This window comes from Burkholderia sp. AU16482, from assembly GCF_002223285.1.
In the GTDB taxonomy this organism is placed as follows: domain Bacteria; phylum Pseudomonadota; class Gammaproteobacteria; order Burkholderiales; family Burkholderiaceae; genus Burkholderia; species Burkholderia semiarida.
This window is the reverse complement of record NZ_NKEY01000007.1, coordinates 230,118-252,790: the sequence shown is the minus strand read 5'-3', so window position 1 is coordinate 252,790 and position 22,673 is coordinate 230,118. Positions and strand designations below refer to the sequence as shown.

Here is a 22,673-nt window from a genome sequence, read left to right as displayed (position 1 = left end):
TGACGAGGCTAGTCGTCGTGGCTGACGATGACCAGGATCTCCGCCTGCGCGGTGCCGAGGCTGCGCGTGCGGTGCGGGATGAGCGCGTTGAAATAGACTGAATCGCCGGCCCTGAGTTGCACCGTCTCGTTCGGAAATTCGATTTCGACGCGGCCCTTGTGCACGAACAGGAATTCCTCGCCTTCGTGCTCGCGGAACGTCGACGCGACGAATTCGTGCGGCGGATGCACGACGAACGGCAGCATCTTCTTCGGCGCGACGCCGGCCGCGATGCTCTCGAAGCGGTGCGCATGGCTGTCGGCCGCCGCGCCCATCGCGGTGCGCTCGCCGGCGCGCGTGACCGTGATCAGCTCGCGGTTGCGGCTTTCCGAGAACAGTTGCTCGACGTCGACGTTCAGCGCCTTCGACAGCTTCAGCGCGACCGCGATCGACGGCACGCTCAGGCCGCGTTCGACCTTCGACAGGTAGCTCTTCGTGAGACCGGTTTCGTCGGCCAGCACGTCGAGCGTCCAGCCCTTCTGTTTTCTCAGCAGTTTCAGGCGAATCGTCATGGGGCGCCAGGTGTCCTTCGAAAAACCGATTGTAACGCATGACACAAAGTGTCATTAGGTGTATCGTGTGTCATTCGTATCGCGTGGGACACCCGGGAGACGGTCGCGAGCGGCGCGGCCGGCCCGGTTCATTCAGGAGGCGAACATGGCGGAAACGCTGAATTTGACGAAGGAAGCGCTGGTCGCGCTGGCGGAGCGGCGGCTCGAAAACGAGGTGGGCGACAGCGGCTGGTCCGCGCGGCAAAAGCTCGCGCTGACGTGCCGGATCTTGTTCGACGCGGGCCACGACTCGGGTCTGGCCGGGCAGATCACCTGCCGCGCGGCCGCGGCCGGCACGTACTACACGCAGCGGCTCGGGCTCGGCTTCGACGAGATCTCGGCCGCGAACCTGCTGCGCGTCAACGAGGATCTCGACGTCGTCGACGGCGAAGGCATTCCGAACCCGGCCAACCGGTTCCATACGTGGATCTATCGCGAGCGCCCGGACGTGAACTGCATCATCCACACGCACCCGGCGCATGTCGCGGCGCTGTCTATGCTCGAGCAGCCGCTCGTGGTGTCGCACATGGACACCTGCCCGCTGTACGACGATTGCGCGTTCCTGAAGGACTGGCCGGGCGTGCCGGTCGGCAACGAGGAGGGCGAGATCATCTCGAAGGCGCTGGGCGACAAGCGCGCGATCCTGCTCGCGCATCACGGCCAGCTCGTGGTCGGCAAGACGATCGAGGAGGCCTGCATCCTCGCGCTGCTGATCGAGCGCGCGGCGAAGCTGCAACTGCTCGCGATGTCGGCCGGCGAGATCAGGCCGGTACCGCCGGCGCTGGCGCGTGAAGCGCACGACTGGATCTCGAAGCCGAAACGCGATGCGGTGACGTTCGACTACTACGCGCGCCGCGCGTTGCGTACGCATCGGGATTGCGTCGCGTGAATCGGCGCATCGCTTCAACTCCGTCAGACCATCATTGAGGAATACCCATCGTGTCCATCCTGCTGAAAGGCATCATTGCCTACCCGGTCACGCCGTTCTCCGCCGACGGCGGCGTCGATCTCAAAGCGCTCGACGCGCTGATCGAACGCCTGATCGCCGACGGCGTTCACGCGATCGCGCCGTTGGGCAGCACCGGCGAAAGCGCGTACCTGTCCGACGCCGAATGGGAGGCCGTCGCCGCCGCGTCGATTGACGCGGTGCGCCGGCGCGTGCCGACCGTCGTCGGGATTTCCGATCTCACCACGGCGGGCGCGGTGCGCCGTGCCCGCTTCGCCGAACAGGCCGGCGCCGATGCGGTGATGGTGCTGCCGGTGTCGTACTGGAAGCTCGGCAACGACGAGATCGTCGCGCACTATCGCGCGATCGGCGACGCAATCGGCATCCCGGTCATGCTGTACAACAACCCGGCGACGAGCGGCGTCGACATGTCGCCCGACCTGATCGTGACGATCTGCCGGGCCGTCGACAACGTGACGATGGTCAAGGAAAGCACCGGCGACATCGGCCGGATGCATCGGCTCGCGCAATTGAGCGACGGGACGATCCCGTTCTACAACGGCAGCAATCCGATGGCGCTTGCCGCGCTGGCCGCCGGCGCGGCCGGATGGTGCACGGCCGCGCCGAACCTGAATGCCGCGTTGCCGCTCGCGTTGTTCGATGCGATGCGCGCAGGCGATCTCGCGCGCGCCAGATCGGTCTTTCACGCGCAGTTGCCGTTGCTGCAGTTCATCGTCAACGGCGGGTTGCCGGTGACCGTGAAGGCCGGGCTGAGGCTGCGCGGCTTCGACGCGGGCGAACCGAGGCGGCCGCTGCTGCCGCTCGGCGAGGCACGCACGCGCGAGCTCGAGCGCCTGCTCGCGACGCTGCCGGACGGTGTGGCGGCATGAGCGACGGCGCACGGCCGGCGATCGCGGTCGCCATCGGCGCGGTGCGGATCGGCGCGAGCCGGCCGCTTGCCGGCACACCGCACGCGAGCGCGATCGACAAGCAGCCGACGGAGGCGCGTCTGTGGCTGGGCGCGCTCGGGTTTGCCGGCGACGCGCAGGCCGATACGCGGCATCACGGCGGCCCCGACAAGGCCGTCCACCACTATGCGCACGATCACTATGCGTGGTGGGCCGCGCAGATCGGCGCGCGCGACGTGCTCGCCCGGCCGGGTGCGTTCGGCGAGAACCTGTCGACGCGCGGCATCACCGAGCACGACGTGTGTCTCGGCGACGTGTTCACGCTGGGCGGCGCGGTGCTTCAGGTCTCGCAGTCGCGACAGCCGTGCTGGAAGCTCAACGCGCGCTTCGATCATCCGCGCATGGCGGCGCTCGTGCAGCAAAGCGGCCGGACCGGCTGGTATTACCGCGTGCTGCAGGAAGGCTGGGTCGCGCCGGGCGATGTGCTGGCGCTGCTTGAGCGCCGCTACCCGCAATGGCCGCTGTCGGCGGTGCTCGACGTGCTGTATCGGCGCACGCTCGACATGGCGGCGCTCGATGCGCTGTGCGACGTGCCGTTGCTGCCGCCCGGCTGGCGCAAGATGCTCGACAGGCGCCGCACGGAGCGGCAGGTCGAAGACTGGACGAAGCGGCTCGAGGGATGACGGGCCGCGTCCGCCGCTTACGTCGTCGGCAGGTTGCGCACGTCGGCCGTCGGCTCGGCACCGAATGCGTCGCTCAGCGCATAGCCGATCAGTTGTCGGGCGGTCGCTTCGGGCGTGGCGAGCGCACCGCTCGACTTCAACTGGTCGAATTTCCCGCGCATCGGGAAGCGATCTTCGCCGGTCGCGCGGATCGTGGCCTGCATGCCCGTATCGACGACGCCCGGCGCGACGCTGCAGATGCGCAGCGCGCCGTTCGCATCGAGCGCGACGGCGCGCGCATGGTGATCGAGCGCGGCCTTGGTCGCGCAGTAGACGCTCCAGCCCGCATACGCGTTGCGGGCCGCGCCGCTCGACAGGTGCACGATCCGGCATTCGGTCGACGCCGATGCGGCTTGCACGAGCGCGGCCGACAGCATCAGCGGCGCGGCGACGTTCAGCCCGACCGCGCGGGCGACGATCGTCGGGTCCTGCGCGGCGAGCGGGCCGATCGGATCGACGATGCCCGCGTTGTTGAACAGCAGCACGAGCGACGCGCCGTCGACGAAGCCGCGCAGCGTGTCGCCGGCCAGCCAGGTGGCGACGGCCGTCGTGTCCGACAGATCGAGTTCGACTTCGGCGAAGCGGTCGCCGGCTTGCGACGCGAGCGACGGATGACGGCCGCGCGACACGCCGAGCACGACGATGCCTTCCTGCAGCAGTTGTTCGGCGAGCGCCGCGCCGACGCCGCGTGTGTGTCCGGTGACGATGGCGCGCACGTGTGCGGAAGAAGATGCAGTCATGGTGGTGAACCGGTGAGGGGGTGAGCAGGAGTGACGAGCGGCGCGCGGCACGGCGTCGGCGCGTTCGGCGAGTCATGCGTGGTGTGGCGTGCGAAGACGGTCGCGCGCGGCGCCGCGGGTATCGGGATGAACGCATATCGTAGCGCCGGCATGTGCATCGCGCAAACGCCCGGGCGCGCGTGGACGATGAATCGGCGGTGCGGCGCGCGCATGCATCGCCGCGTGGCGCCGCGTGCCATCGGGCGCACCGCCACGTCCGACGAAAGCCCGCTGCGGCAAGTGCGCACGCCGGGGCGGCGAGCGGCACCGGGACACGCGCCGCGAGCTATCATATGGCTCGCCCGTGCGCGATGCCGCGCGGGCCGCGACCGTTCCCTTCACCTGCTGCACGCTGCGACGCCACCCATGAACACCACGCCGGATACGCCCACGCCCCGCGCCCTTCGCGAACTCACGCCCCTCGAGGCCCGCATTCTCGGCGTGCTCGTCGAGAAACAGCACACGGTGCCGGATACCTATCCGCTGTCGCTGAACGCGCTGACCGCCGGCTGCAACCAGAAAACCGCGCGCTCGCCCGTGATGAACGTGAGCGAGGACGAAGTCACGACCGCGCTCGACGGGCTGAAGCACCTGAGCCTCGTGATGGAAGGCAGCAGCAGCCGCGTGCCGCGCTTCGAGCACAACATGAACCGCGTGCTCGGCATCCCGAGCCAGGCGATCGCGCTGCTGACGATCCTGCTGCTGCGCGGCCCGCAGACGGCCGCGGAGTTGCGCCTGAACAGCGCGCGCCTGCACGGCTTCGCGGATATCTCGTCGGTCGAGGCGTTCCTCGACGAACTCGCGGCGCGCGCGCAGCCGCTCGTCGTCCGCCTGCCGCGTGCACCGGGCGCGCGCGAGAACCGCTGGATGCACCTGATGTGCGGCGAAGTGAACATGGCCGACTTCGCGAGCGCGGATGCCGGCGGCGCGGATTCGGTGCCGCCTTCCGAATTCGAAGCGCTGAAGGCCGAGCAGAAGCGCCTGGCGGACGAAGTGGCGCGACTGAATGCGCTGGTTCGGCGGATGGCGAGCGAACTCGGCATCGACGCCGACGCGCCGGGCGACGCAGGCTGATCGTCTGCCGATGCGATGACGGCGGGGCGTGCGCACCGCCGCGTTACTTCAGCTTGACGCCGGGGACGAGGTAGCGACACGCGCTTCGGATCAACGGGCGCATCACGGGCGACAACAGGATGGTTTTCATGACGGTGCGTGAATGATGAAGATGCATGTCAACCGACACTGATCCGCGTCGCGCCGGCATCGACGAGCCGGAACAGCAGATCCTCGACGGCCGTCTCCGGCGCGGAACCGAGATCCGCGTGGATGCGCCAGCCCTGTTCCGTGCGAACCGGTTCCGACAGGTAGTGAACGATACCGTGCAATCCATCCTCGGCTGGCGTGTTCTCGTCGTCCCCGTCGAACCACGCGAGGAACCACGTCTTGAAGGCATCGTTGGCAGCGGTTTCGTCGAGACCGTCGGCTTCGACCGCGGCCCAGTCCCAGACGAACGGGCGGATCGACACGGCCGCCGTTTCGAGCTCGAACGCGAACGGCTCGAAATCCAGTTGCGTGGCCGAGTCGACCATCGCGGGCTCGCCGGCCGATTCGCCTTCGGCGGCGATGGTATCGGCGCGGCACGGCAGCGCGAGCGGACCTTCGGTGGCCAGCGTGCCATCGTCCCGCCGGTAGGCCGGTTCGACGACGACTGCCGGTTGCGTGGCTGCTTTCGCGAGCAGATCGGCATAGGGTTGGCGGATGGCGCGGAGCAATTCGGAAACGGTCATCGTGATGTGTCGGTCGGGCAGGGAACGCGTGGTCGCAGGCAAGTGGTACGCGAAGCGGCGGACGTCACCCGACGGGCCGCTTCGCTACCGGACAGTTGCGATCGTACGGTACTTCGTCCGCACGCGAACACTCGGCCGAACGGCCGGGCCGCTTGCTGGCCACCACGCCGCGCAACGCGGCGAACGGCAGGCGAACCCTTGCGACACGCCTTTTTTGCCCCGTTTTGACGTCGGCCGCATTCCCGCGGCGGCCGCCCGCCTTCCCCCGCCGCAAGCCGCTACCGTCTCGCGCGAGTGCCATAATCGAGCCTGCCCATCATTCCAGACAGACGTCCCCCGGAGAATCACCATGCAGAACCTCGACAATCCTTCCCACGATCGCGAGGTAGGCAGCGCCGACGCGACGCAGGACACCACGCGCATCGACGACGTGCGCATCGGCGCGGTGCGCCCGCTGATTTCGCCCGCGCTGCTGCTCGACGAACTGCCGGTGCCGGCCGCCACGCAGACGCTCGTCGAGGACACGCGCCGCGCGATCGGCGACATCCTGCACGGCCGCGACGATCGCCTGCTGCTCGTCGTCGGCCCGTGCTCGATCCACGATCACGACCAGGCGCTCGATTACGCACGCCGGCTGAAGGCGGCCGCCGACGCGTTGAAGGACGACCTGCTGATCACGATGCGCGTCTACTTCGAGAAGCCGCGCACGACGGTCGGCTGGAAGGGCTACATCAACGATCCGCGCCTGGATGGCAGCTTCCGCATCAACGAAGGGCTGCGCGCCGCGCGGCAACTGTTGCTCGACATCAACGCGCTCGGCCTGCCGGCGTCGACCGAATTCCTCGACCTGCTGAGCCCGCAGTACATCGCCGACCTGATCGCGTGGGGCGCGATCGGCGCGCGCACCACCGAGAGCCAGAGCCACCGTCAGCTGGCGTCGGGGCTGAGCTGCCCGATCGGTTTCAAGAACGGCACCGACGGCGGCGTGCAGGTCGCGTCGGACGCGATCGTCGCCGCGGCTGCGAGCCATGCGTTCATGGGGATGACGAAGATGGGGATGGCCGCGATCTTCGAGACGCGCGGCAACGACGATGCGCACGTGATCCTGCGCGGCGGCAAGAACGGCCCGAACTATGACGCCGAGCACGTCGAAGCAAGCTGCGCGGTGCTGCGCAAGGCCGGATTGCGCGAACAGGTGATGGTCGATTGCTCGCATGCGAACTCGAACAAGTCGCACGAGCGGCAGATCGAGGTGGCGCAGGATCTCGCGCGGCAGTTGGGGCAGGGCGAGCATCGGATCGTCGGCGTGATGGTGGAGAGCCATCTCGAAGCCGGCCGACAGGACCTGAAGCCCGGCGTGCCGCTCAAGTACGGCGTGTCGATCACCGATGCGTGCCTGAGCTGGACGCAGACGGAGCCTGTGCTCGACGTGCTGGCCGACGCCGTGCGGCACCGGCGAACGTATTCGCGCAATGCGTGACGCCGCGTGGTCCGATGCGCCCAGAAGGCCGGGTATGCGTTTCGTGAGGTTGTCCTGATCGACAGGCCGCGGCGCCATTTTTCCGGGCCGCGCGCCCCATCTGTCCGCACGAATCGTTGATCCTGATCCGGCTTGCCCCATCTGCCGTGTTGCATCGTGAACGCACGATCCGGCGAATGCCGCTACCATGAAAGACGTGTTGCTCGCCGCAGTCCGGCCATGCCGGTCCGCCACGCACACGCGCAGTGGCGGTGCGGCCGGCCGTCACGCGACCGACGAAGCGCGGGGCGGCCATCCGCGGGGCGGCCATCCGCGGGGCGCCCACCGATCAGCCGTTGCGCCCGCTTCGCGCCCGGAATCCACAACAACCGCACCGGAGTGCATGAAACATGAAGTTCTACAAGACCCTCATCGCAGCAACCGTCCTCGCCTCGAGCGTCAGCGCGCACGCGCAGATCGCGGGCGCGCAGCCGATCAGCGTGACCGTCGAGCAGTCGCAGGCGCTGCTCGAAGGCTGGAGCGTGAAGAAGAGCGTGCTTGGCAAGACCGTATACAACGACGACAACCAGAAGGTCGGCAAGGTGCGCGACCTGATCGTCGCGCCGGACGGCTCGGTGTCCGCCGCGATCGTGTCGGCCGGCGGCTTCCTCGGCGTGGCCGCGCATGACGTCGCGGTGCCGATCGCGTCGCTCGACGTGCGCAACGGCAACATCTACCTGCCCGGCGCGACGAAGGAGGCGCTGAAGGCCACGCCGGCGTTCCAGTACGCGAAGGTGCCGTCGCCGCCGAAGCCGAAGAAGGTCGACGAAAAGCACTGATCCGCCATCTCGCGCGTCACGCGTCGCCCGTCGCGACGGGTGACGCGCGTTCCGGCGACGGTCAGGTTGCGTCGAGCCCGCCGTCGACCGTGATTACCTGCCCCGTCATCCATGCCGCCTGCGGCGATGCCAGCGACACGATCCAGCTCGCGACGTCCGCGGGCTCGCCACGCCGGCCGAGCGGAATGCGCGCGCGCTCCTGCGCCTTGATCGCTTCGATGTCGGTTTCCGACAGCTTCATCCGTTCCGACAGGAAGTCCGTTTCCGTCGGGCCCGCCGCAACGGCGTTCACGCGCACGCCCGCCGATGCGAGCTCGAGCGCCCAGCAGCGCGTCAGATGCTCGAGCGCGGCCTTGCTCGCCGCATAGTGCGACAACAGCGCCGCAGCCTTGTGTCCGAACGTGCTCGACACGTTGACGATGCTGCCGCGCGCCGCTTTCAGATGCGGCAGCGCGGCGGTCGCGAGCATCGACGGCCCGAGCGTATTGACGCGGAAGATCGCGCCGATCGCGTCGAAGGTCGCCGACTCGAGCGGCAGGATCGCCCCCGCGCCCGCATTGTTGACCAGCACGTCGAGCCGCCCCGCCAGTGCGACCGTTTCGTCGATCGTGCGCGTGGCGTCGGCCGGATTGCCGGCGTCCGCGACCACGTAGTCGATGCCCGGCGCGCTGCGCGCGGCGGCGGAAAGCGCCTCTTCGCGGCGGCCCGTGATGACGACGCGCGCCCCTTCGCGTGCGAACGCGACGGCCGCCGCCAGCCCGATGCCGGCGCCGCCGCCGGTAATGAGGACCACCTTGTTGTCGAATGACTGCATGACTCCCTCGTGAAGACGATGGGTGGAACGTTCACGCCGTCTAGCGTTCGGGCGCATCGTCCGCCGGCGCAAGCGCCACGATGTGGCTGATGCCCTCGTGCGCCATCTTCGTATACGGACAGAAACGCTCCGTATTGCGGACGAGTTCTTCCGCCAACGTGCGTTCGACGCCCGGCAGCCGCACGCGAATGTTCGCGTTCAGCATGAACAACCCGTCCATCGGATCGCGGCAGAAGTCGATCGATGCGGACACCGACGCGCCGGCGATCGCTACGCCCGCCCGTGCGGCCAGCAGGCTCAGCGCGCCGTGAAAACACGCCGCATAGCTCGCGGCGAACAGTTGCTCCGGGTTCGGGCCGTCGCCGGGCCCGCCCAGCGCGGACGGCAGGCGCAGCTCGACATCCAGGCGCCCGTCGTCGGAACGCGCGACGCCCGATGCGCGGCCGTGCTCGGCCTCGCCGCCCGTGACGGTGACCGTCGTCGAGTACAGCGTCTGCGGTTCTCGGCCGCGATACCGGTCGAGCAGCGACAGCGGCGGCGGGCGCAGCGGCGTCATGGTGTGCGATCCGGCGGTGGTCAGCGCGCGAGCGCGTGCTGCCGGAACCACGCGTCGAAGGTCGTCGCGCCGAGGCGCGCGCCGGGCGCCGGCACGAGCGTGTCGTCCTGCAGCACCGCGCCGAAGTAGTCGGCGCCCGCATCCCGCGTCACCGTGCGCGCGTCGTGCGTGGCCGACAGGAAACGTTCGACCAGATCGGCGATCCGCACGCGCTCGGGGCCGCCGATCTCGACGATGCCGTTGCGCGGCGCATCGAGCGCGAAATCGGTCACGGCGGCCGCGACGTCGTCCGACGCGATCGGCTGGAAGTGCGCGGTGGTCAAGCGGACCGTGTCGCCTTGCGCGCCAGCCTGCGCGATCGCGCCGACGAATTCGAAGAACTGCGTCGAGCGCACGATCGTGTACGGCACGCCCGCTTCGCGGATCAGGTTCTCCTGAACGATCTTGCCGCGGAAATACGCGCTCTGTTGCAACCGGTCGGTGCCGACCACCGACAACGCGACGTGATGGCGCACGCCGGCCGCGCGCTCCGCGGCGAACAGGTTGCGTCCCGACGCCTCGAAGAATGCCTTCACGGCCGCTTCCTCGAACGACGGCGAATTCGCGAGATCGACCACGACCTCCGCGCCGGCGAGCGCGTCGTCCAGCCCCGCACCCGTGATCGTATCGACGCCCGTCGACGGCGCTGCCGCCACCGCGTCGTGGCCGCGTGCGATCAGGTTCCTGACGACCTTGCTGCCGATGAGGCCGGTACCACCAATGACGACGATCTTCACGATTGCTCTCCTTGAACGGGCGCGCGACATGCGCGCCGCTTGAACCTGCCGAAACCGGCGCCGATCGCGTTCGCGCGATCGGGCCGCCGCCTTGCCGAGCGGCGCCGCGCCGTATGCGCGTGCCTGCCGAACAGCCCGCATCGTAGGCATGCGCCGCGCGATCCGCCAGTGTCCTGCAAGCCCTCACCATGTTGCCGCGAATGCATCAATCGACCGCCTCCAGCGGCGCCGTCGTCGTCATGGTCGTCATCGTCGCCGGGCAGTGCAGTTCGCGCGCACGCGTCTGTTCGATCATGTAGTCGATGAACACGCGGATCCGCGTGGGCAGGTGCTTGCGGCTCAGGTAACAGAGATAGTGGCCGCCGTCGTCCGGCGCGTGCTGGCCGAGACAGCTCACCAGCCGGCCGTCGGCGAGCAGGTCGCACACCTGGTACGCGGGCAACTGCGCGATGCCGAGCCCGTCGAGCGCCGCCTGCACGACGAGATCGATGTCGTTGAACGTGTGATGCGCGGCGATCTGGCGCTGCTGCGTCACGCCGTCGATCCTGAATTCCCATTCCGTCACGCGGCCCGATGCGGTGCGCAGGTTGATGCAGCGATGCCGCTCGAGATCGTCGACGTGGCGCGGCAAGCCGTGCTGATGCGCGTACGACGGCGACGCGCAGACGATCATCTGCATCGGAATCAGCCGGCGCGCGACGATCGCGCTGTCCTCCATGCGGCCGTCGCGAAACGCGACGTCGATGCGGTCGGCGGAGAAATCGACGGGCCGGTCGTTCAGCAGCAGTTCGAGCGTGATGTCCGGATACTGCGCATGGAAGTCGCGCAGCAGCGGCGCGATGACCTTGCGGCCGAAGCCCGGCGTCGCGCCGATGCGCAGGTGCCCGCTGGGCGGCCCGCTGCGCAGCTCGCGCATGTCCTCGAGCGCCTGCGCCAGATGCTCGATGCCGGGCCGGCAGTTTTCGTAGAAGAGCTCGCCTTCGCGCGTCAGCGACATGCTGCGGGTGGTGCGCTGGAACAGGCGTGCGTCGAGCCGGTCCTCGAGCCGCTGCACGTGGCGGCTGACCGACGAGCGGCCGACGCCGAGGCGGTCGGCGGCGCGCGCGAAGCTACCCTCGGTGACGACGGCCAGGAACGTGACCACGCCGGCATAGCAGGTCGAGAAGCTGCGCGCGAACGGGTCGTCGGCATCGGGGCGGCGGATGGAGGTGTCGGGCATGGTGGCGCTGGAATCGTGGTGTCCGTATGCGACTAGACGTTTCAGCGCTGCCGCCTGTGACACCGCCCGCCGCATTTTTTCAAAAAGGTCGCGGCGGCGTGCGAGCCGGCTATTTTTCCGGCACGAGCACGGGCGCGCCCTTGTCCTTCAACAACAGCACGATGAACTTCGCGGGCCGGGTCTGGCTCGCGTTGCGTCCGACCGTGTGCAGGTCGTTCGGGCCCTCGTAGAAGGTCTGGCCCGGTTTCAGCGTGACGGGCTCGCCGCCCTTCACCTGCATCACGATCGAGCCTTCGACGACATAGACGAATGCGTCGGCGTGGTGGCGGTGAACCGGGTCGACAGCGCCGGGCGGGTATTCGACCGAGATCATCTGGGCTTCCTTGCCCGGATAGTCGTCGAGGGGCTTCGTCATCAGCGTCGTGACGATGGCCGAGGGCGCCGCATGGGCGGCGCCGGCGGTGGCGGCCGCGACCAGGAGCGCGGATGCGCCGGCATGTTTCAAGCGAATCATGGGATGTATTCCAGTGACCGCCGCCGGCAGGCCGCCGGCGGCGAAGAAGGGCGCCCGCGACCGGGCGAGGGCGTCAGGCGAGATTGGCCTTGTCGAGGCCGTAAGCCTTGTCGGCCGAACCCGGAGCGGTGCGGAACGCCACATTCGCGCGGTTCCAGCCGTTGATCGCCATCACTTCGAACGTCAGGTCCGACAATTCCTTCTCGGAGAACTGGCCGCGCACGCGATCGTAGACATCGTCCGGCACGCCGTGCTCGGGGAGTTTCGTCAGTATTTCGGTCCAGGCCAGCGCGGCCCGCTCGCGCGGCGAGAACAGCGTCGATTCGCGCCACGTCGCCAGATGGTGCAGGCGCAGCTCGCGCTCGCCGTGAAGGCGCGCTTCCTTCACGTGCATGTCGAGGCAGAACGCGCAGCCGTTGAGCTGCGACGCACGGGCCGACACGAGATCGCGGATCGATTCCTCGATCGCGCTGCCGCGCAGCAAATTGCTGAGTTCGAGGAACTGCTTGAACAGCTCGGGCGATTGATGCATGTAGTTGAGACGCTGCGTCATGATTTCTCCTGGCGACGAAGAGGCTGGCCCGCGTGGTGCGGGTGTCGTGGGCGGCAGGGCGCCGCGCGAAATCATCTTAGGAGGGTGCGCCGATACGCGGTAGCCACGCACAGGGACGCATCGTGTTGCGCGCGCTGCATCAATCCGCGCTCGACGGCGGGCGCGGCCGGCGCCGGCGCGGGGACGCGCAAGTCAGCCGGCCGCGCAGGCGGCCGCGATCCGCGCGAGCTTGTCGGGGTTGCGCTGCACGAGAATCCGGCCGATGCGCGCGCCGTCGGTCTCGAACGACATCGCCGCTTCGAGTTGCCCTGCGATGAAGCGCAGCATCGCCCATTCGCCGTTCAGCACGACCGGCCGCATCTCGACACCGCTGCCGCAGCGCAACCACGTCGCATAGAACAGTTGAGCGATACGGCGACCGCCGACCAGCGGTTTCGGGAAACTCTGGACCTTGCCGCCGCCATCGCCGATCAGCATCGCGTCTTCGGCGAGGAGCGCCTGGATCGACGGGAAATCGCCTTGCGCGAGCGCGTGCGAAAAGCTCTGCAGCAATTGCCGGTGCTTTTCGCGCGGCACGACGTGGCGCGGCCTGTCGTCGTCGCGCAACTGGGCCTTCGCGCGGCTGACGAGCTGCCGGCACGCGGCTTCGGATTTGCCGATTGCGTCGGCAATCTCGTCGTAGTCGGCATCGAACACTTCGCGCAGCAGGAAGGCCGCGCGCGCTTCCGGCGTCAGCCGTTCGAGCAGCAGCAGGTACGCGACCGATACGTCGTTCGCGCGCTCGGTCATTTCCTCCGGCGTGGCAGGCGATTCGCCCAGTTCCGGCTCGGGCAGCCAGATGCCCGTGTAGTGCTCGCGCCGGAGCTTCGCCGCGCGCAGGCGGTCGATCGACGTCCGCGTCGTGACCGCGACGAGCCAGGCCTCGGCGTTCTCGATGCGCTCGCGCGCCGCGTCGTGCCAGCGCAGCCACACGTCCTGCACGATGTCCTCGGCGTCCGCGATCGAGCCGAGCATCCGGTACGCGATCTTCTGCAGGCGCGGGCGCAACGCGTGAAAGGTTTGTGCGTCGTCGGTCATCACAGCCACGCCCCGTTGAACCCGAATGTCACGTGCCCGCTCAGGAACACGCTGCCGGTGCCGTTCCATCGAACCGTCACGTCCTGCCAGCCGAGCAGCGGCACGCCCATTTCGACCTCGATCAACCCGTCTGTATCCTGGGAACAGTGCAGGCGCCCGCGATTCGTGCACGGCACGACCGACGCCGCGCCGGTTCCCCGCATCAGCTTCAATGCGACACCGCGCGTCGCGCTGCCGCAGGTATCGAGCGCCGAGCCGTCGGGGTTCCGGAACGCGACACGGGCGGCCGCATCGTCGCAATCCGACCCAACCGCGAGCGGGTTGGAGCCGATGCCGCGATGCCGACCGCCGATGCGTCGCACGAGGTCGCGATCGACGCGATGCGCGGGATCGTGCCCTTGACCACGCAGGTTGACGACGAAGTCATCGCCATTCGCGTTCGTCTTCTGAAATGCAATCGGCATGGCGGTTCCGGAATGGGGGCAGGCGAATACTGTACGTGGCTCGCCGGTCGTGAGCAATCGTGGCCTGACGGCGGGCATGTGACAGCGACTACGTAATTCTACGTAGATCCTCATACGTAGTTATCCGCTTGTAAGCGGCCCCCGTCGCGCGGAATACTACGGCCCATCGCCGCGGCTTCTGCGAGGCTGCGGCACGACGCATCGACGTCACGCGGGTTCGGCTTTCGGGCCGCATCCACTCAAAAACACATTGGAGACCAGGAGACGCCATGAATCGGGCTTCCAGTACCCTGCTCTGGATCGCGGTCGCGCTGCTCGGCGCGTTCGCATTCGGCACGATCGCACTCGCTCACGGCGAGCGCGTCAGTGCCCTCTGGATCGTGATCGCCGCAGTCTGCGTGTATCTGATCGCGTATCGCTTCTACAGCCGTTTCATCGCCAGCAAGGTCATGCAGCTCGACGGGCTGCGGATGACGCCGGCGGTCAAGTACAACGACGGCCTCGACTACGTGCCGACCAACAAGTACGTGCTGTTCGGCCATCACTTCGCCGCGATCGCCGGCGCCGGGCCGCTGGTCGGCCCCGTGCTCGCCGCGCAGATGGGCTACACGCCCGGCATGCTGTGGATCCTGGCCGGCGTCGTGTTCGCCGGCGCCGTGCAGGACTTCATCGTGCTGTTCATCTCGACGCGCCGCGACGGCCGCTCGCTCGGCGACCTCGTCAAGATGGAACTCGGCACGGTGCCCGGCGTGATCGCGCTGTTCGGCGCGTTCCTGATCATGGTGATCATCCTCGCGGTGCTCGCGCTGATCGTCGTGAAGGCGCTGACGAATTCGCCGTGGGGCACGTTCACCGTCGCCGCGACGATTCCGATCGCGCTGTTCATGGGCGTCTACACGCGCTACATCCGCCCGGGCCGGATCGGCGAAGTGTCGATCATCGGCTTCATCGGGCTGATGGCGGCGATCGCGTTCGGCCAGAACGTGGCCGCCTCGCCCACGGTTGCCGCATGGTTCACGTTCAGCGGCACGCAGCTCACGTGGATTCTCATCGGCTACGGCTTCGTCGCATCGGTGCTGCCGGTGTGGCTGCTGCTCGCGCCGCGCGACTACCTGTCGACGTTCCTGAAGATCGGCACGATCCTCGGCCTCGCGATCGGCATCCTGGTCGTCGCACCGGAACTGAAGATGCCCGCGCTGACGAAGTTCGTCGACGGCACGGGCCCGGTGTGGTCGGGCAACCTGTTCCCGTTCCTGTTCATCACGATCGCGTGCGGCGCCGTATCGGGCTTCCACGCGCTGATCTCGTCGGGCACGACGCCGAAGCTGATCGACAACGAAACCAACGCGCGCTTCATCGGTTACGGCGCGATGCTGATGGAATCGTTCGTCGCGATCATGGCGCTGGTCGCCGCGTGCGTGATCGAGCCGGGCATCTACTTCGCGATGAACGCGCCGGCGGCCGTGCTCGGCTCGACGCCGGAAGCGGTCGCGAACACCGTCACGCAATGGGGCTTCGTGCTGACGCCCGACATGCTCACGCAAACCGCGAAGGCCGTCGGCGAAACGACGATCATCGCGCGCGCGGGCGGCGCGCCGACGCTGGCCGTCGGCATGGCGCACATCCTGCACCAGGTGATCGGCGGCGAAGCGATGATGGCGTTCTGGTATCACTTCGCGATCCTGTTCGAGGCGCTGTTCATCCTGACGGCCGTCGACGCGGGCACGCGTGCGGGCCGCTTCATGCTGCAGGATCTGCTCGGCACGTTCCACCCGGCGCTCAAGCGCACCGAGTCGCTGCCCGCGAACCTGGTCGCCACCGGGCTGTGCGTGGCCGCGTGGGGCTACTTCCTGTACCAGGGCGTGGTCGATCCGCTCGGCGGCATCAACACGCTGTGGCCGCTGTTCGGCATCTCCAACCAGATGCTCGCCGCGATCGCGCTGGTGCTCGGCACCGTCGTGCTGTTCAAGATGAAGCGCGAGCGCTATGCGTGGGTGACGATCGTGCCGACCGCGTGGCTCCTGATCTGCACGCTGACGGCCGGCTGGCAGAAGATTTTCGACGCGAACCCGAAGGTCAGCTTCCTCGCGCACGCCGCGAAGCTGCAGGCCGCGGTGGACGAAGGCAAGGTGCTCGCGCCGGCGAAGTCGATCGCGCAGATGAAGCGGATCATCTTCAACGACTACATCGATGCGGCGCTGGCCGGGCTGTTCATCTTCGTCGTCGTGAGCATCGCGGTGTACGGCCTGCTCGCCGTGCTGCGCGCGCGCCGCGAATCGAAGCCGACCGTGCGCGAGACGCCGTACGAAGCGATGCCGGCCACGCAGGCGCTCGGCAGCGGACGATAACGGGAGGCCGCGATGTTTACCGATCTCGGCAGCGACCTGCGTAGCGCGGGGCGTTACCTCGGGCAGGCGTTGCGGCTGATGGTCGGCCTGCCCGACTACGACACCTACGTCGCGCACATGCGCGAAACCCATCCGGACCGCGAGCCGATGACCTACGAGGAATTCTTCCGCGAACGCCAGAACGCGCGGTATGGGTCGGGAGCAGGGAAGTGTTGCTGAACCGGCCGTTGCAATGACCTGACGAATCGGTCCGGTTGACGAAACGGAAGCGCCGCGATGGATGTCGCGGCGCTTTTTTTTGCGCCGGCCGGCGGCGCGCGGCGCATGGCGCTCGCACGCCGTTTGCCCGGGCGCAGCACGGGCTATCCGGCCGCCGGTATCATAGGGCTCCCTCTTTTCCCGATGGACCGCAGGAGAACACGTCGTGCATGTCGGTGAGCGTTTCAACAGCATTTCCCATCTCGTCGGCGCGGTGCTGTCGGTAGCCGGCCTCGTGGCGCTCGTGACGATGGGCGCGCTCGAAGGGGACCCGTACAAGGTCGTGAGCTTCAGCGTGTACGGCGCGATGCTGATCCTGCTCTACGCGATCTCGACGGCGTATCACAGCGTGCGCAACCCGCGCCTGAAGGCGATCCTGCAGAAATGCGACCATGCCGCGATCTACCTGCTGATCGCCGGCAGCTACACGCCGTTCACGCTGGTCACGCTGCGCGGCCCGTGGGGCTGGTCGCTGTTCGGCGTGAGCTGGGGGCTCGCCGTGTTCGGCATCGTGCAGGAGCTGACGCTCGGGCGCCGCACGCGCCTGCTGTCGATGATCCTGTACGTGCTGATGGGCTGGCTCGCGCTCGTCGCCGTGCGTCCGCTGATTCATGCGCTGCCGCCCGTGGGCACCGCGTGGCTCGTGGCCGGTGGCGTGATCTACAGCGCGGGGATCTACTTCTTCATCAACGACGAACGCATCCGCCACGGGCACGGTATCTGGCACCTTTTCGTGCTGGCCGGCAGCCTGTGCCAGTTCGTCAGTGTCGCGATGTATGTCGCGTGAGCGGCATGGAGCGTCGGGCAGATGATGTCCGCGCGTGGCCAGCCGGCCCGAGCATGCGCTACGGGCGCGAGGCGGCCCGCAGCGCGTTGAACCCGGCCCATCCCCAATACACGCGATGATGCGCGATCAGCCCGTCGCGCAGATCCATCACTTCGACGAGATCCACCTGGTCGCCGTCCGGCGTTGCGCGCGGGTACTCCCAGACGAGCTGGCGGCCGTTCGAGAAGAACAGCCCGGTCCGGTACCAGCGCCCGAGCCCGTTGTCGGGATCGCGCAGGCCGGCCGCGAGGAAGGCGCCGATCGCGGCCTTGCCGCGCAGCACGCCCGTGCCGTGCGCGGGCCGCGTGGCGACGACGAGCGGCGTTTCGAGCACCGCGTCGTCGGCATACAGCGACATCAGCGCGTCGAGGTCGCGGGCGACGACGGCGGCGTGCCAGTCTTCATGGATGCGTCGGGCGTCGGCGTGGGTGTCTGCGGGTGTCATCGCGGGTTTCCGGAAGTCGATCACGGAAACCACTGTAGAGGCGCGCCGCCACCAGACGTTTCACGTCGACCCGAAACGTGAATGCCTCGCCGCGGCGAAGGCGGCAGGGCGCGCCGGCCGTTAGCCGGCCAGCGCGTCGAGATTCAGCGTATACGACTTGCCGATCCACATCGCGCAATCGCGATGGTCGCGCAGGTCGTCGCCGGTATTCGGATGCACGAAGATGTCGAGCGCGCCGTGGTTCAGCACGAGCCAGGGCACGATGTCGTCGAATCGCGCGGCGCCGAACGCGATCTGGTACGACCACGCCGGATGCGGGCCGACGAGGCGTTCGTGAAAGCGGCCGAGTTCGATGACCGCGCCGAACCGCGCGTCGACGACCTGGCGAAACGCCCAGGCCGCGTCGCGGCTCGCCGCATCGAAATAGACGTGCGCGTGCCAACTGTCGATGGCGGTAATGTCGAGAGCGACCATGGAGAGATTCGATTAAAAATGAAAACACCTGAGATGCCGTGTGAAACGGCCGATGCGTGATTATCGCGCGTCCTTGCGGCATGCGTCGTGTCCCGATCCGGCAGGCCGACGCGGACGATTTGTCCTGCATCAGAAGAATCGGCTGATCGGATGAAATCGTTTCGGCGGTATCCGCATGCGCGACATCACGCCAAAGCCTTGTCTGCAGGCGCGCCGGCCGGCATCGCGCCGGCAACACGTCATTTCGGAAATTGAAAGAGCGGTATGTGCGCCGAGCCGGATCACCGGTAAGAATCCGATCAGGTCGTTGAATGAAATAAAGAAATTCCGTTTCGAATGGATTCGCGAATGACGCGGCTCATGCGCCGAATGCGCGGCTGAAAATAACAATTGCGGATTCGGCTATTCAACCGGGATGCGGCCCGACATACGATGATTTCAACGCATCGATGCTGGATCGATGCGGGGACAACCATCTGGAGGCCATTATGCGATCCCTCGTTCCCGTTGCCGTTCTTTCTTGCGCACTCGCTGCGTTGCCGGCCGTTAGCTTTGCGCAGTCGATCGGCGTCGCCGACACCCCGAATGCCGCGCCGTTGACCTGGTCGGCGGCGCGTGCCGAAACCGATGCGCAGCTCATGCAGATGACGCGCGCCGGCTATCGCGCGACGACGGCCGGCAACCAGAACTATCCGCTCGCGATGCAGCGTGCGCTCGAGCGCGTGAACAACCCGATGCCCGACCGGTGGCGCGACGAGAAGGCCGCGATGGAAGCGCGGGCGGCCCGCGACGCGCAGAGCGGCCATCCGGTGAAGGCGTTCTTCGTGAAAACCGCGTACTACCTGAAGGGCGACAACACGTTTTGATGCGGGAGACGGACATGGCGTGCCCGAACCGATTGTTCGGCGTGTTGCGTGAGCTGGCGATACGCAGGCTGCCGCAAGCGAGCGCGACGCGACGGCGCGCCGATGTGCGCGGCGTGCGACGTCGGGCGCACGCCCTGCGCGACGCGGGCCGCTGCGCGCGCGTGTGCCGCAGCGCGTGGCCGGGGGCGGCGGCGAACGACGCATGCGCGAGCGAGGGCGAATCATGAAGGTTGCCCGAAAAGGCCGGCGCCATCCGCCGTTGACGCGCGAATGGCTGCTGCCGCTGCCGCTCGCGCATGCACGCGACATCTCGCTGAAATGCCACATGGCGCTGGTCGCGCTGCGCGGCGAGCACGGTAGCGAAGCGCTGCTGATGCGGCTGCGCACGAGCGTGTATCTGGTCTTCCTCGCGCTCGACGATGCGGTCTCCCCCGATGCGACCATCGCCCTGTGCGTCGACGCGGAGCGCGTGCTGGACGCGAGCGCGGCGCGCGCCGCGCAAGGCGGTGCATGGACGCTGCACGCCCACGAATGCGCGGTGCTCGAACGCGTGCTCGCCGCGAACGACGCGTGCGTCGCGACGCTCACGCGGCATCGGCTGGCAGAGCTGTGGCGTCATGTCTGCACGTTCGCTTCCGCCGAACAGCCGGGGTTGGTCGCGCAGGCCGCGACGAAGATGCGGGAGCCGGCCATTCTGCATTGAACGGCTGGCCGACGGCCGCGTTTCATACGTGTCCGATTCCATCGCGCGGCCGCGCGCCGTCTAATGACATGACTGGAACCCGGTGTGGCCGGGCGACGACGATCCATGTTCGCGACGTTCGCGGCGAACGCCGCGATCATGCGTGTCGACGCGAACGCATTCGTTTTCGGTCAGGAGGAGCGATGGCGCTATACAGGAGCGGCGGCTACTTCACGTGCGGAAGTGGCCGCGCATTCAGCGAGAATCTCCCGCCGGGCAGCGAGGTGACGGTGGCGGGCATCTACCGATGCACCGTCTGCGGCGACGAAATCGGCATCGCGAAATCACAGAGATTGCCGTCGGAGGAAGCGCATCGGCACGATCTCGACCCGCCGTCCGATCCGCTGCTCGATCCGGGGCCGACCGCGTGGCAACTGATCGCCGCAGCGGAGTCGCGAAGCTAGGCGACGGACGTTCGTCCCCGCACGTACACGTGCAAGCGCCACGCGTCACACGGCGTCCGACAAAACAAAAGCGCCACGGAGCGAACTCCGTGGCGCTGCTTCGATGCGTGGCCGCTGAAGGCGCGAACCGCCGCGCGGCGAAACGCGCTTAAGCGGCCGTTGCCGACTTCGCCGGCTTCTGCAGCTTGCCCTTGCCGGCGCGCTGGATTTCCTCGAGCTTGATCTCGACGTGGCGCGAGAACACGTACTCGGCCGGACGCTGCTTCGCGATCGAGATGTCCGGTGCGAACGGGCCGTCGGTCTTGATGCCCTTGCGGCTCACGCGCAGCGCCTTCAGCGGGTTCGAGATCGTGTCCATCACGGCCGTGGCCTCGAAGCCGCAGTGGACCATGCAGTCCGCGCACTTCTCGTAGTTGCCGACGCCGTAGTTGTCCCACTCCGTCGTTTCCATCAGCTCCTTGAAGGTCTTCACGTAACCTTCGCCGACCAGGTAGCACGGCTTCTGCCAGCCGAACACCGTACGCGCCGGGTTGCCCCACGGCGTGCACTTGTACGTCTGGTTGCCGGCCAGGAAGTCGAGGAACAGCGACGACTGGCTGAACGACCAGCGCTTGCCGCCTTCGCCGCGCTTCAGGATTTCGCGGAACAGGTTCTTCGTCTTGTCGCGGTTCAGGAAGTGCTGCTGATCCGGCGCGCGCTCGTACGCGTAGCCCGGCGACACGGTGATGCCGTCGACGCCGATCGGGCCCAGCGTGTCGAAGAACTTCGCGACGCGCTCGGGGATCGCATCGTTGAACAGCGTGCAGTTGATGTTCACGCGGAAGCCGCGGCGCTTCGCTTCCTTGATCGCCGCGACCGCCTTGTCGTACACGCCTTCCTGCGACACGGAATGGTCGTGCATGTCCTTGTCGCCGTCGAGGTGGACCGACCAGACGAAATACGGGCTCGGCTGGTAGTCGTCCATCTTCTTTTCCATCAGCAGCGCGTTCGTGCACAGGTACACGAACTTCTTGCGCTTCATGATGCCCTTGACGATTTCCGGCATCTCCTTGTGGAGCAGCGGCTCGCCGCCGGCGATCGACACGACGGGCGCGCCGCACTCGTCGACGGCCTGCAGGCATTCCTCGACGGAAAGACGCTGGTTCAGGATCGGATCCGGATAATCGATCTTGCCGCAGCCGTTGCACGCGAGGTTGCAGCGGAACAGCGGCTCGAGCATCAGCGCGAGCGGATAGCGTTTGTTGCCGGACAGGTGCTGGCGCACGATGTAGGCGCCGACACGGACTTGCTGGAGCAGCGGAATAGACAAGGGATGTCCTCCTTAAACTTCGCGGGCGACAGCTTGCGTGAGCTTCGCCGGCAACTTGAATTCGACTTTTTCTTCACGGCCCGCCATCGTCGCGACCTCGACGGGCCCCAGCGCGCGCAGCGCGCCGATTACATCCTCGACCATTTCCTCGGGCGCCGACGCGCCGGCGGTCAGGCCGACCGTCTGCACGCCCGCGAACCATTCGGCCTTCACTTCCGAGCCGTCGGCGACGAGATAGCTCGGCACACCGCTTTCGGTGCCGATCTCGCGCAGGCGGTTCGAGTTCGAGCTGTTCGTCGCACCGACGACGAGCAGCACGTCAACCTGTTCGCTCAGCTCGCGCACGGCGGCCTGGCGATTCTGCGTGGCATAGCAGATGTCGCGCGTGTCCGGGCCGACGAGGTCGGTGAACCGGCGCTGCAGCGCTTCGATGATGCCGCGCGTGTCGTCCACCGACAGCGTGGTCTGCGTGATGTACGCGACCGGCGTGTCGACGGGCAACGTCAGCGTATCGACTTCGGCCTCGCTCTGCACGAGGATCACCTCGGCCGGAATCTGGCCGATCGTGCCCTCGACTTCCGGGTGGCCCGCGTGGCCGATCAGGATCAGCCGGCGGCCCGCCGCGACGTACTGGCGGCCCTGCACGTGCACTTTCGTGACGAGCGGGCAGGTCGCGTCGAGCACGTCGAGCCCGCGCGTTTGCGCGTCGCGCTCGACCGTCTGGGCGACACCGTGCGCGCTGAAGATCGCGACAGCGCCGTGCGGCACCTCGTCGAGTTCCTCAACGAATCGTGCCCCTTTATTACGCAGATTTTCGACGACATGCCGGTTATGCACGATCTCGTGACGCACATAGACCGGCGCACCGTGCTGTTGCAGCGCGCGATCGACGATCTCGATCGCACGGACAACCCCCGCACAAAAGCCGCGGGGCTGGGCAAGGATGACTCGCATAGGTGAGCGAACTCCGACGACAGACGCCGGGGTTCGAGGCGCTG

27 protein-coding genes and 1 pseudogene are annotated in these 22,673 nt (G+C 67.6%); 13 read left to right on the top strand and 15 right to left on the bottom strand.

Annotated features, from left to right (window positions below):
• Positions 1–8 precede the first annotated feature (8 nt).
• Positions 9–551 carry a helix-turn-helix domain-containing protein gene (locus CFB35_RS28130; protein WP_059644440.1) on the bottom strand — a complete coding sequence of 181 codons (543 nt, stop codon included), beginning with the start codon at positions 549–551 and terminating at the stop codon, positions 9–11.
• A 145-nt stretch (positions 552–696) separates the two neighbouring features.
• Between CFB35_RS28130 and CFB35_RS28125 the strand changes: the two genes are divergently transcribed.
• Genes CFB35_RS28125 through CFB35_RS28115 form a run of 3 tightly spaced genes read left to right on the top strand, consistent with a single transcriptional unit; the run spans position 697 to position 3,127 of the window.
• Positions 697–1,479 carry an aldolase gene (locus CFB35_RS28125; RefSeq protein WP_089465866.1) on the top strand — a complete coding sequence of 261 codons (783 nt, stop codon included), beginning with the start codon at positions 697–699 and terminating at the stop codon, positions 1,477–1,479.
• 50 nt (positions 1,480–1,529) lie between these two features.
• Positions 1,530–2,426: a dihydrodipicolinate synthase family protein gene (locus tag CFB35_RS28120; protein ID WP_060968201.1), complete on the top strand. Its 897-nt coding sequence runs from the start codon at positions 1,530–1,532 to the stop codon at positions 2,424–2,426.
• Complete coding sequence (locus CFB35_RS28115) at positions 2,423–3,127, top strand: MOSC domain-containing protein (protein ID WP_059581660.1); 705 nt, start codon at positions 2,423–2,425, stop codon at positions 3,125–3,127. Before CFB35_RS28120 ends, CFB35_RS28115 begins: the two co-directional genes overlap by 4 nt.
• A 17-nt stretch (positions 3,128–3,144) precedes the next feature.
• On the opposite strand, the gene CFB35_RS28110 is transcribed toward CFB35_RS28115, so the two are convergent.
• Positions 3,145–3,906 (bottom strand): SDR family oxidoreductase, encoded by a 762-nt coding sequence (locus CFB35_RS28110; RefSeq protein ID WP_059581663.1) that lies wholly within the window; start codon positions 3,904–3,906, stop codon positions 3,145–3,147.
• Between the two features lie 405 nt (positions 3,907–4,311).
• Between CFB35_RS28110 and CFB35_RS28105 the strand changes: the two genes are divergently transcribed.
• A complete protein-coding gene (locus CFB35_RS28105; protein WP_059582182.1) occupies positions 4,312–5,019 on the top strand; it encodes a YceH family protein in 708 nt (235 codons plus the stop codon).
• Between the two features lie 158 nt (positions 5,020–5,177).
• Here the strand turns inward: CFB35_RS28105 and CFB35_RS28100 are convergent, their stop codons facing one another.
• On the bottom strand, positions 5,178–5,732 hold the full coding sequence (locus CFB35_RS28100) for a hypothetical protein (protein WP_059581666.1): 555 nt from the start codon (positions 5,730–5,732) through the stop codon (positions 5,178–5,180).
• A 349-nt stretch (positions 5,733–6,081) separates the two neighbouring features.
• Here CFB35_RS28100 and CFB35_RS28095 point away from each other — a divergent pair, with 349 nt between their 5' ends.
• Positions 6,082–7,212, top strand: coding sequence for a 3-deoxy-7-phosphoheptulonate synthase (locus CFB35_RS28095; protein ID WP_059581668.1), 1,131 nt, complete (start codon positions 6,082–6,084; stop codon positions 7,210–7,212).
• Between the two features lie 389 nt (positions 7,213–7,601).
• Positions 7,602–8,030, top strand: coding sequence for a PRC-barrel domain-containing protein (locus tag CFB35_RS28085; protein WP_059581669.1), 429 nt, complete (start codon positions 7,602–7,604; stop codon positions 8,028–8,030).
• 61 nt (positions 8,031–8,091) lie between these two features.
• On the opposite strand, the gene CFB35_RS28080 is transcribed toward CFB35_RS28085, so the two are convergent.
• From CFB35_RS28080 to CFB35_RS28040, 8 genes and pseudogenes are all read right to left on the bottom strand, one after another.
• Positions 8,092–8,844, bottom strand: a complete 753-nt coding sequence (locus CFB35_RS28080) for an SDR family NAD(P)-dependent oxidoreductase (RefSeq protein WP_059581672.1) — start codon at positions 8,842–8,844, stop codon at positions 8,092–8,094.
• 40 nt (positions 8,845–8,884) lie between these two features.
• Complete coding sequence (locus CFB35_RS28075; RefSeq protein ID WP_059581675.1) at positions 8,885–9,400, bottom strand: Ohr family peroxiredoxin; 516 nt, start codon at positions 9,398–9,400, stop codon at positions 8,885–8,887.
• Positions 9,401–9,420: 20 nt separating this feature from the next.
• Positions 9,421–10,176: an SDR family oxidoreductase gene (locus CFB35_RS28070; protein WP_059581677.1), complete on the bottom strand. Its 756-nt coding sequence runs from the start codon at positions 10,174–10,176 to the stop codon at positions 9,421–9,423.
• Positions 10,177–10,381: 205 nt separating this feature from the next.
• Positions 10,382–11,395, bottom strand: coding sequence for a LysR family transcriptional regulator (locus tag CFB35_RS28060; protein ID WP_059581680.1), 1,014 nt, complete (start codon positions 11,393–11,395; stop codon positions 10,382–10,384).
• Positions 11,396–11,504: 109 nt separating this feature from the next.
• Positions 11,505–11,909, bottom strand: coding sequence for a cupin domain-containing protein (locus CFB35_RS28055; protein ID WP_059581683.1), 405 nt, complete (start codon positions 11,907–11,909; stop codon positions 11,505–11,507).
• 73 nt (positions 11,910–11,982) lie between these two features.
• The gene (locus tag CFB35_RS28050; protein ID WP_059581685.1) at positions 11,983–12,462 is read right to left on the bottom strand and encodes a carboxymuconolactone decarboxylase family protein; all 480 of its coding nucleotides are present in this window, start codon (positions 12,460–12,462) and stop codon (positions 11,983–11,985) included.
• A 192-nt stretch (positions 12,463–12,654) separates the two neighbouring features.
• Positions 12,655–13,539: an RNA polymerase sigma-70 factor gene (locus CFB35_RS28045; RefSeq protein ID WP_059581688.1), complete on the bottom strand. Its 885-nt coding sequence runs from the start codon at positions 13,537–13,539 to the stop codon at positions 12,655–12,657.
• A gap of 77 nt (positions 13,540–13,616) precedes the next feature.
• A pseudogene (locus tag CFB35_RS28040) lies at positions 13,617–14,003 on the bottom strand (diaminopimelate epimerase); the annotation flags it as partial.
• Positions 14,004–14,272: 269 nt separating this feature from the next.
• Between CFB35_RS28040 and CFB35_RS28035 the strand changes: the two are divergent.
• From CFB35_RS28035 to CFB35_RS28025, 3 genes are all read left to right on the top strand, one after another.
• The gene (locus CFB35_RS28035; RefSeq protein WP_060011194.1) at positions 14,273–16,351 is read left to right on the top strand and encodes a carbon starvation CstA family protein; all 2,079 of its coding nucleotides are present in this window, start codon (positions 14,273–14,275) and stop codon (positions 16,349–16,351) included.
• A 12-nt stretch (positions 16,352–16,363) separates the two neighbouring features.
• The gene (locus tag CFB35_RS28030) at positions 16,364–16,570 is read left to right on the top strand and encodes a YbdD/YjiX family protein (protein ID WP_027781714.1); all 207 of its coding nucleotides are present in this window, start codon (positions 16,364–16,366) and stop codon (positions 16,568–16,570) included.
• Between the two features lie 205 nt (positions 16,571–16,775).
• The gene (locus CFB35_RS28025) at positions 16,776–17,396 is read left to right on the top strand and encodes a hemolysin III family protein (RefSeq protein ID WP_050013387.1); all 621 of its coding nucleotides are present in this window, start codon (positions 16,776–16,778) and stop codon (positions 17,394–17,396) included.
• Positions 17,397–17,454: 58 nt separating this feature from the next.
• Here CFB35_RS28025 and CFB35_RS28020 read toward each other — a convergent pair whose 3' ends face one another.
• Together CFB35_RS28020 and CFB35_RS28015 are read right to left on the bottom strand one after the other, a co-directional pair.
• Entirely contained in the window at positions 17,455–17,880 is a 426-nt protein-coding gene (locus CFB35_RS28020; protein ID WP_089465865.1) for a nuclear transport factor 2 family protein, read from the bottom strand.
• A 120-nt stretch (positions 17,881–18,000) separates the two neighbouring features.
• The gene (locus CFB35_RS28015; protein ID WP_059581700.1) at positions 18,001–18,354 is read right to left on the bottom strand and encodes a DOPA 4,5-dioxygenase family protein; all 354 of its coding nucleotides are present in this window, start codon (positions 18,352–18,354) and stop codon (positions 18,001–18,003) included.
• Positions 18,355–18,529: 175 nt separating this feature from the next.
• Between CFB35_RS28015 and CFB35_RS35135 the strand changes: the two genes are divergently transcribed.
• The 4 genes from CFB35_RS35135 (at position 18,530) to CFB35_RS27995 (ending at position 20,366) form a co-directional block, all read left to right on the top strand.
• The gene (locus tag CFB35_RS35135; RefSeq protein WP_155753852.1) at positions 18,530–18,706 is read left to right on the top strand and encodes a hypothetical protein; all 177 of its coding nucleotides are present in this window, start codon (positions 18,530–18,532) and stop codon (positions 18,704–18,706) included.
• A gap of 136 nt (positions 18,707–18,842) precedes the next feature.
• Positions 18,843–19,220: a hypothetical protein gene (locus tag CFB35_RS28010; protein WP_060011197.1), complete on the top strand. Its 378-nt coding sequence runs from the start codon at positions 18,843–18,845 to the stop codon at positions 19,218–19,220.
• A 223-nt stretch (positions 19,221–19,443) separates the two neighbouring features.
• A complete protein-coding gene (locus CFB35_RS28000) occupies positions 19,444–19,923 on the top strand; it encodes a hypothetical protein (protein WP_060011201.1) in 480 nt (159 codons plus the stop codon).
• A 182-nt stretch (positions 19,924–20,105) separates the two neighbouring features.
• Positions 20,106–20,366, top strand: coding sequence for a hypothetical protein (locus CFB35_RS27995; RefSeq protein WP_059581711.1), 261 nt, complete (start codon positions 20,106–20,108; stop codon positions 20,364–20,366).
• A gap of 148 nt (positions 20,367–20,514) precedes the next feature.
• Here CFB35_RS27995 and hpnH read toward each other — a convergent pair whose 3' ends face one another.
• Both hpnH and ispH read right to left on the bottom strand, forming a co-directional pair.
• Positions 20,515–21,675 (bottom strand): adenosyl-hopene transferase HpnH, encoded by a 1,161-nt coding sequence (gene hpnH, locus CFB35_RS27990; protein ID WP_006480287.1) that lies wholly within the window; start codon positions 21,673–21,675, stop codon positions 20,515–20,517.
• A 12-nt stretch (positions 21,676–21,687) separates the two neighbouring features.
• Positions 21,688–22,629: a 4-hydroxy-3-methylbut-2-enyl diphosphate reductase gene (gene ispH, locus CFB35_RS27985; RefSeq protein WP_059581714.1), complete on the bottom strand. Its 942-nt coding sequence runs from the start codon at positions 22,627–22,629 to the stop codon at positions 21,688–21,690.
• Positions 22,630–22,673 lie beyond the last annotated feature (44 nt).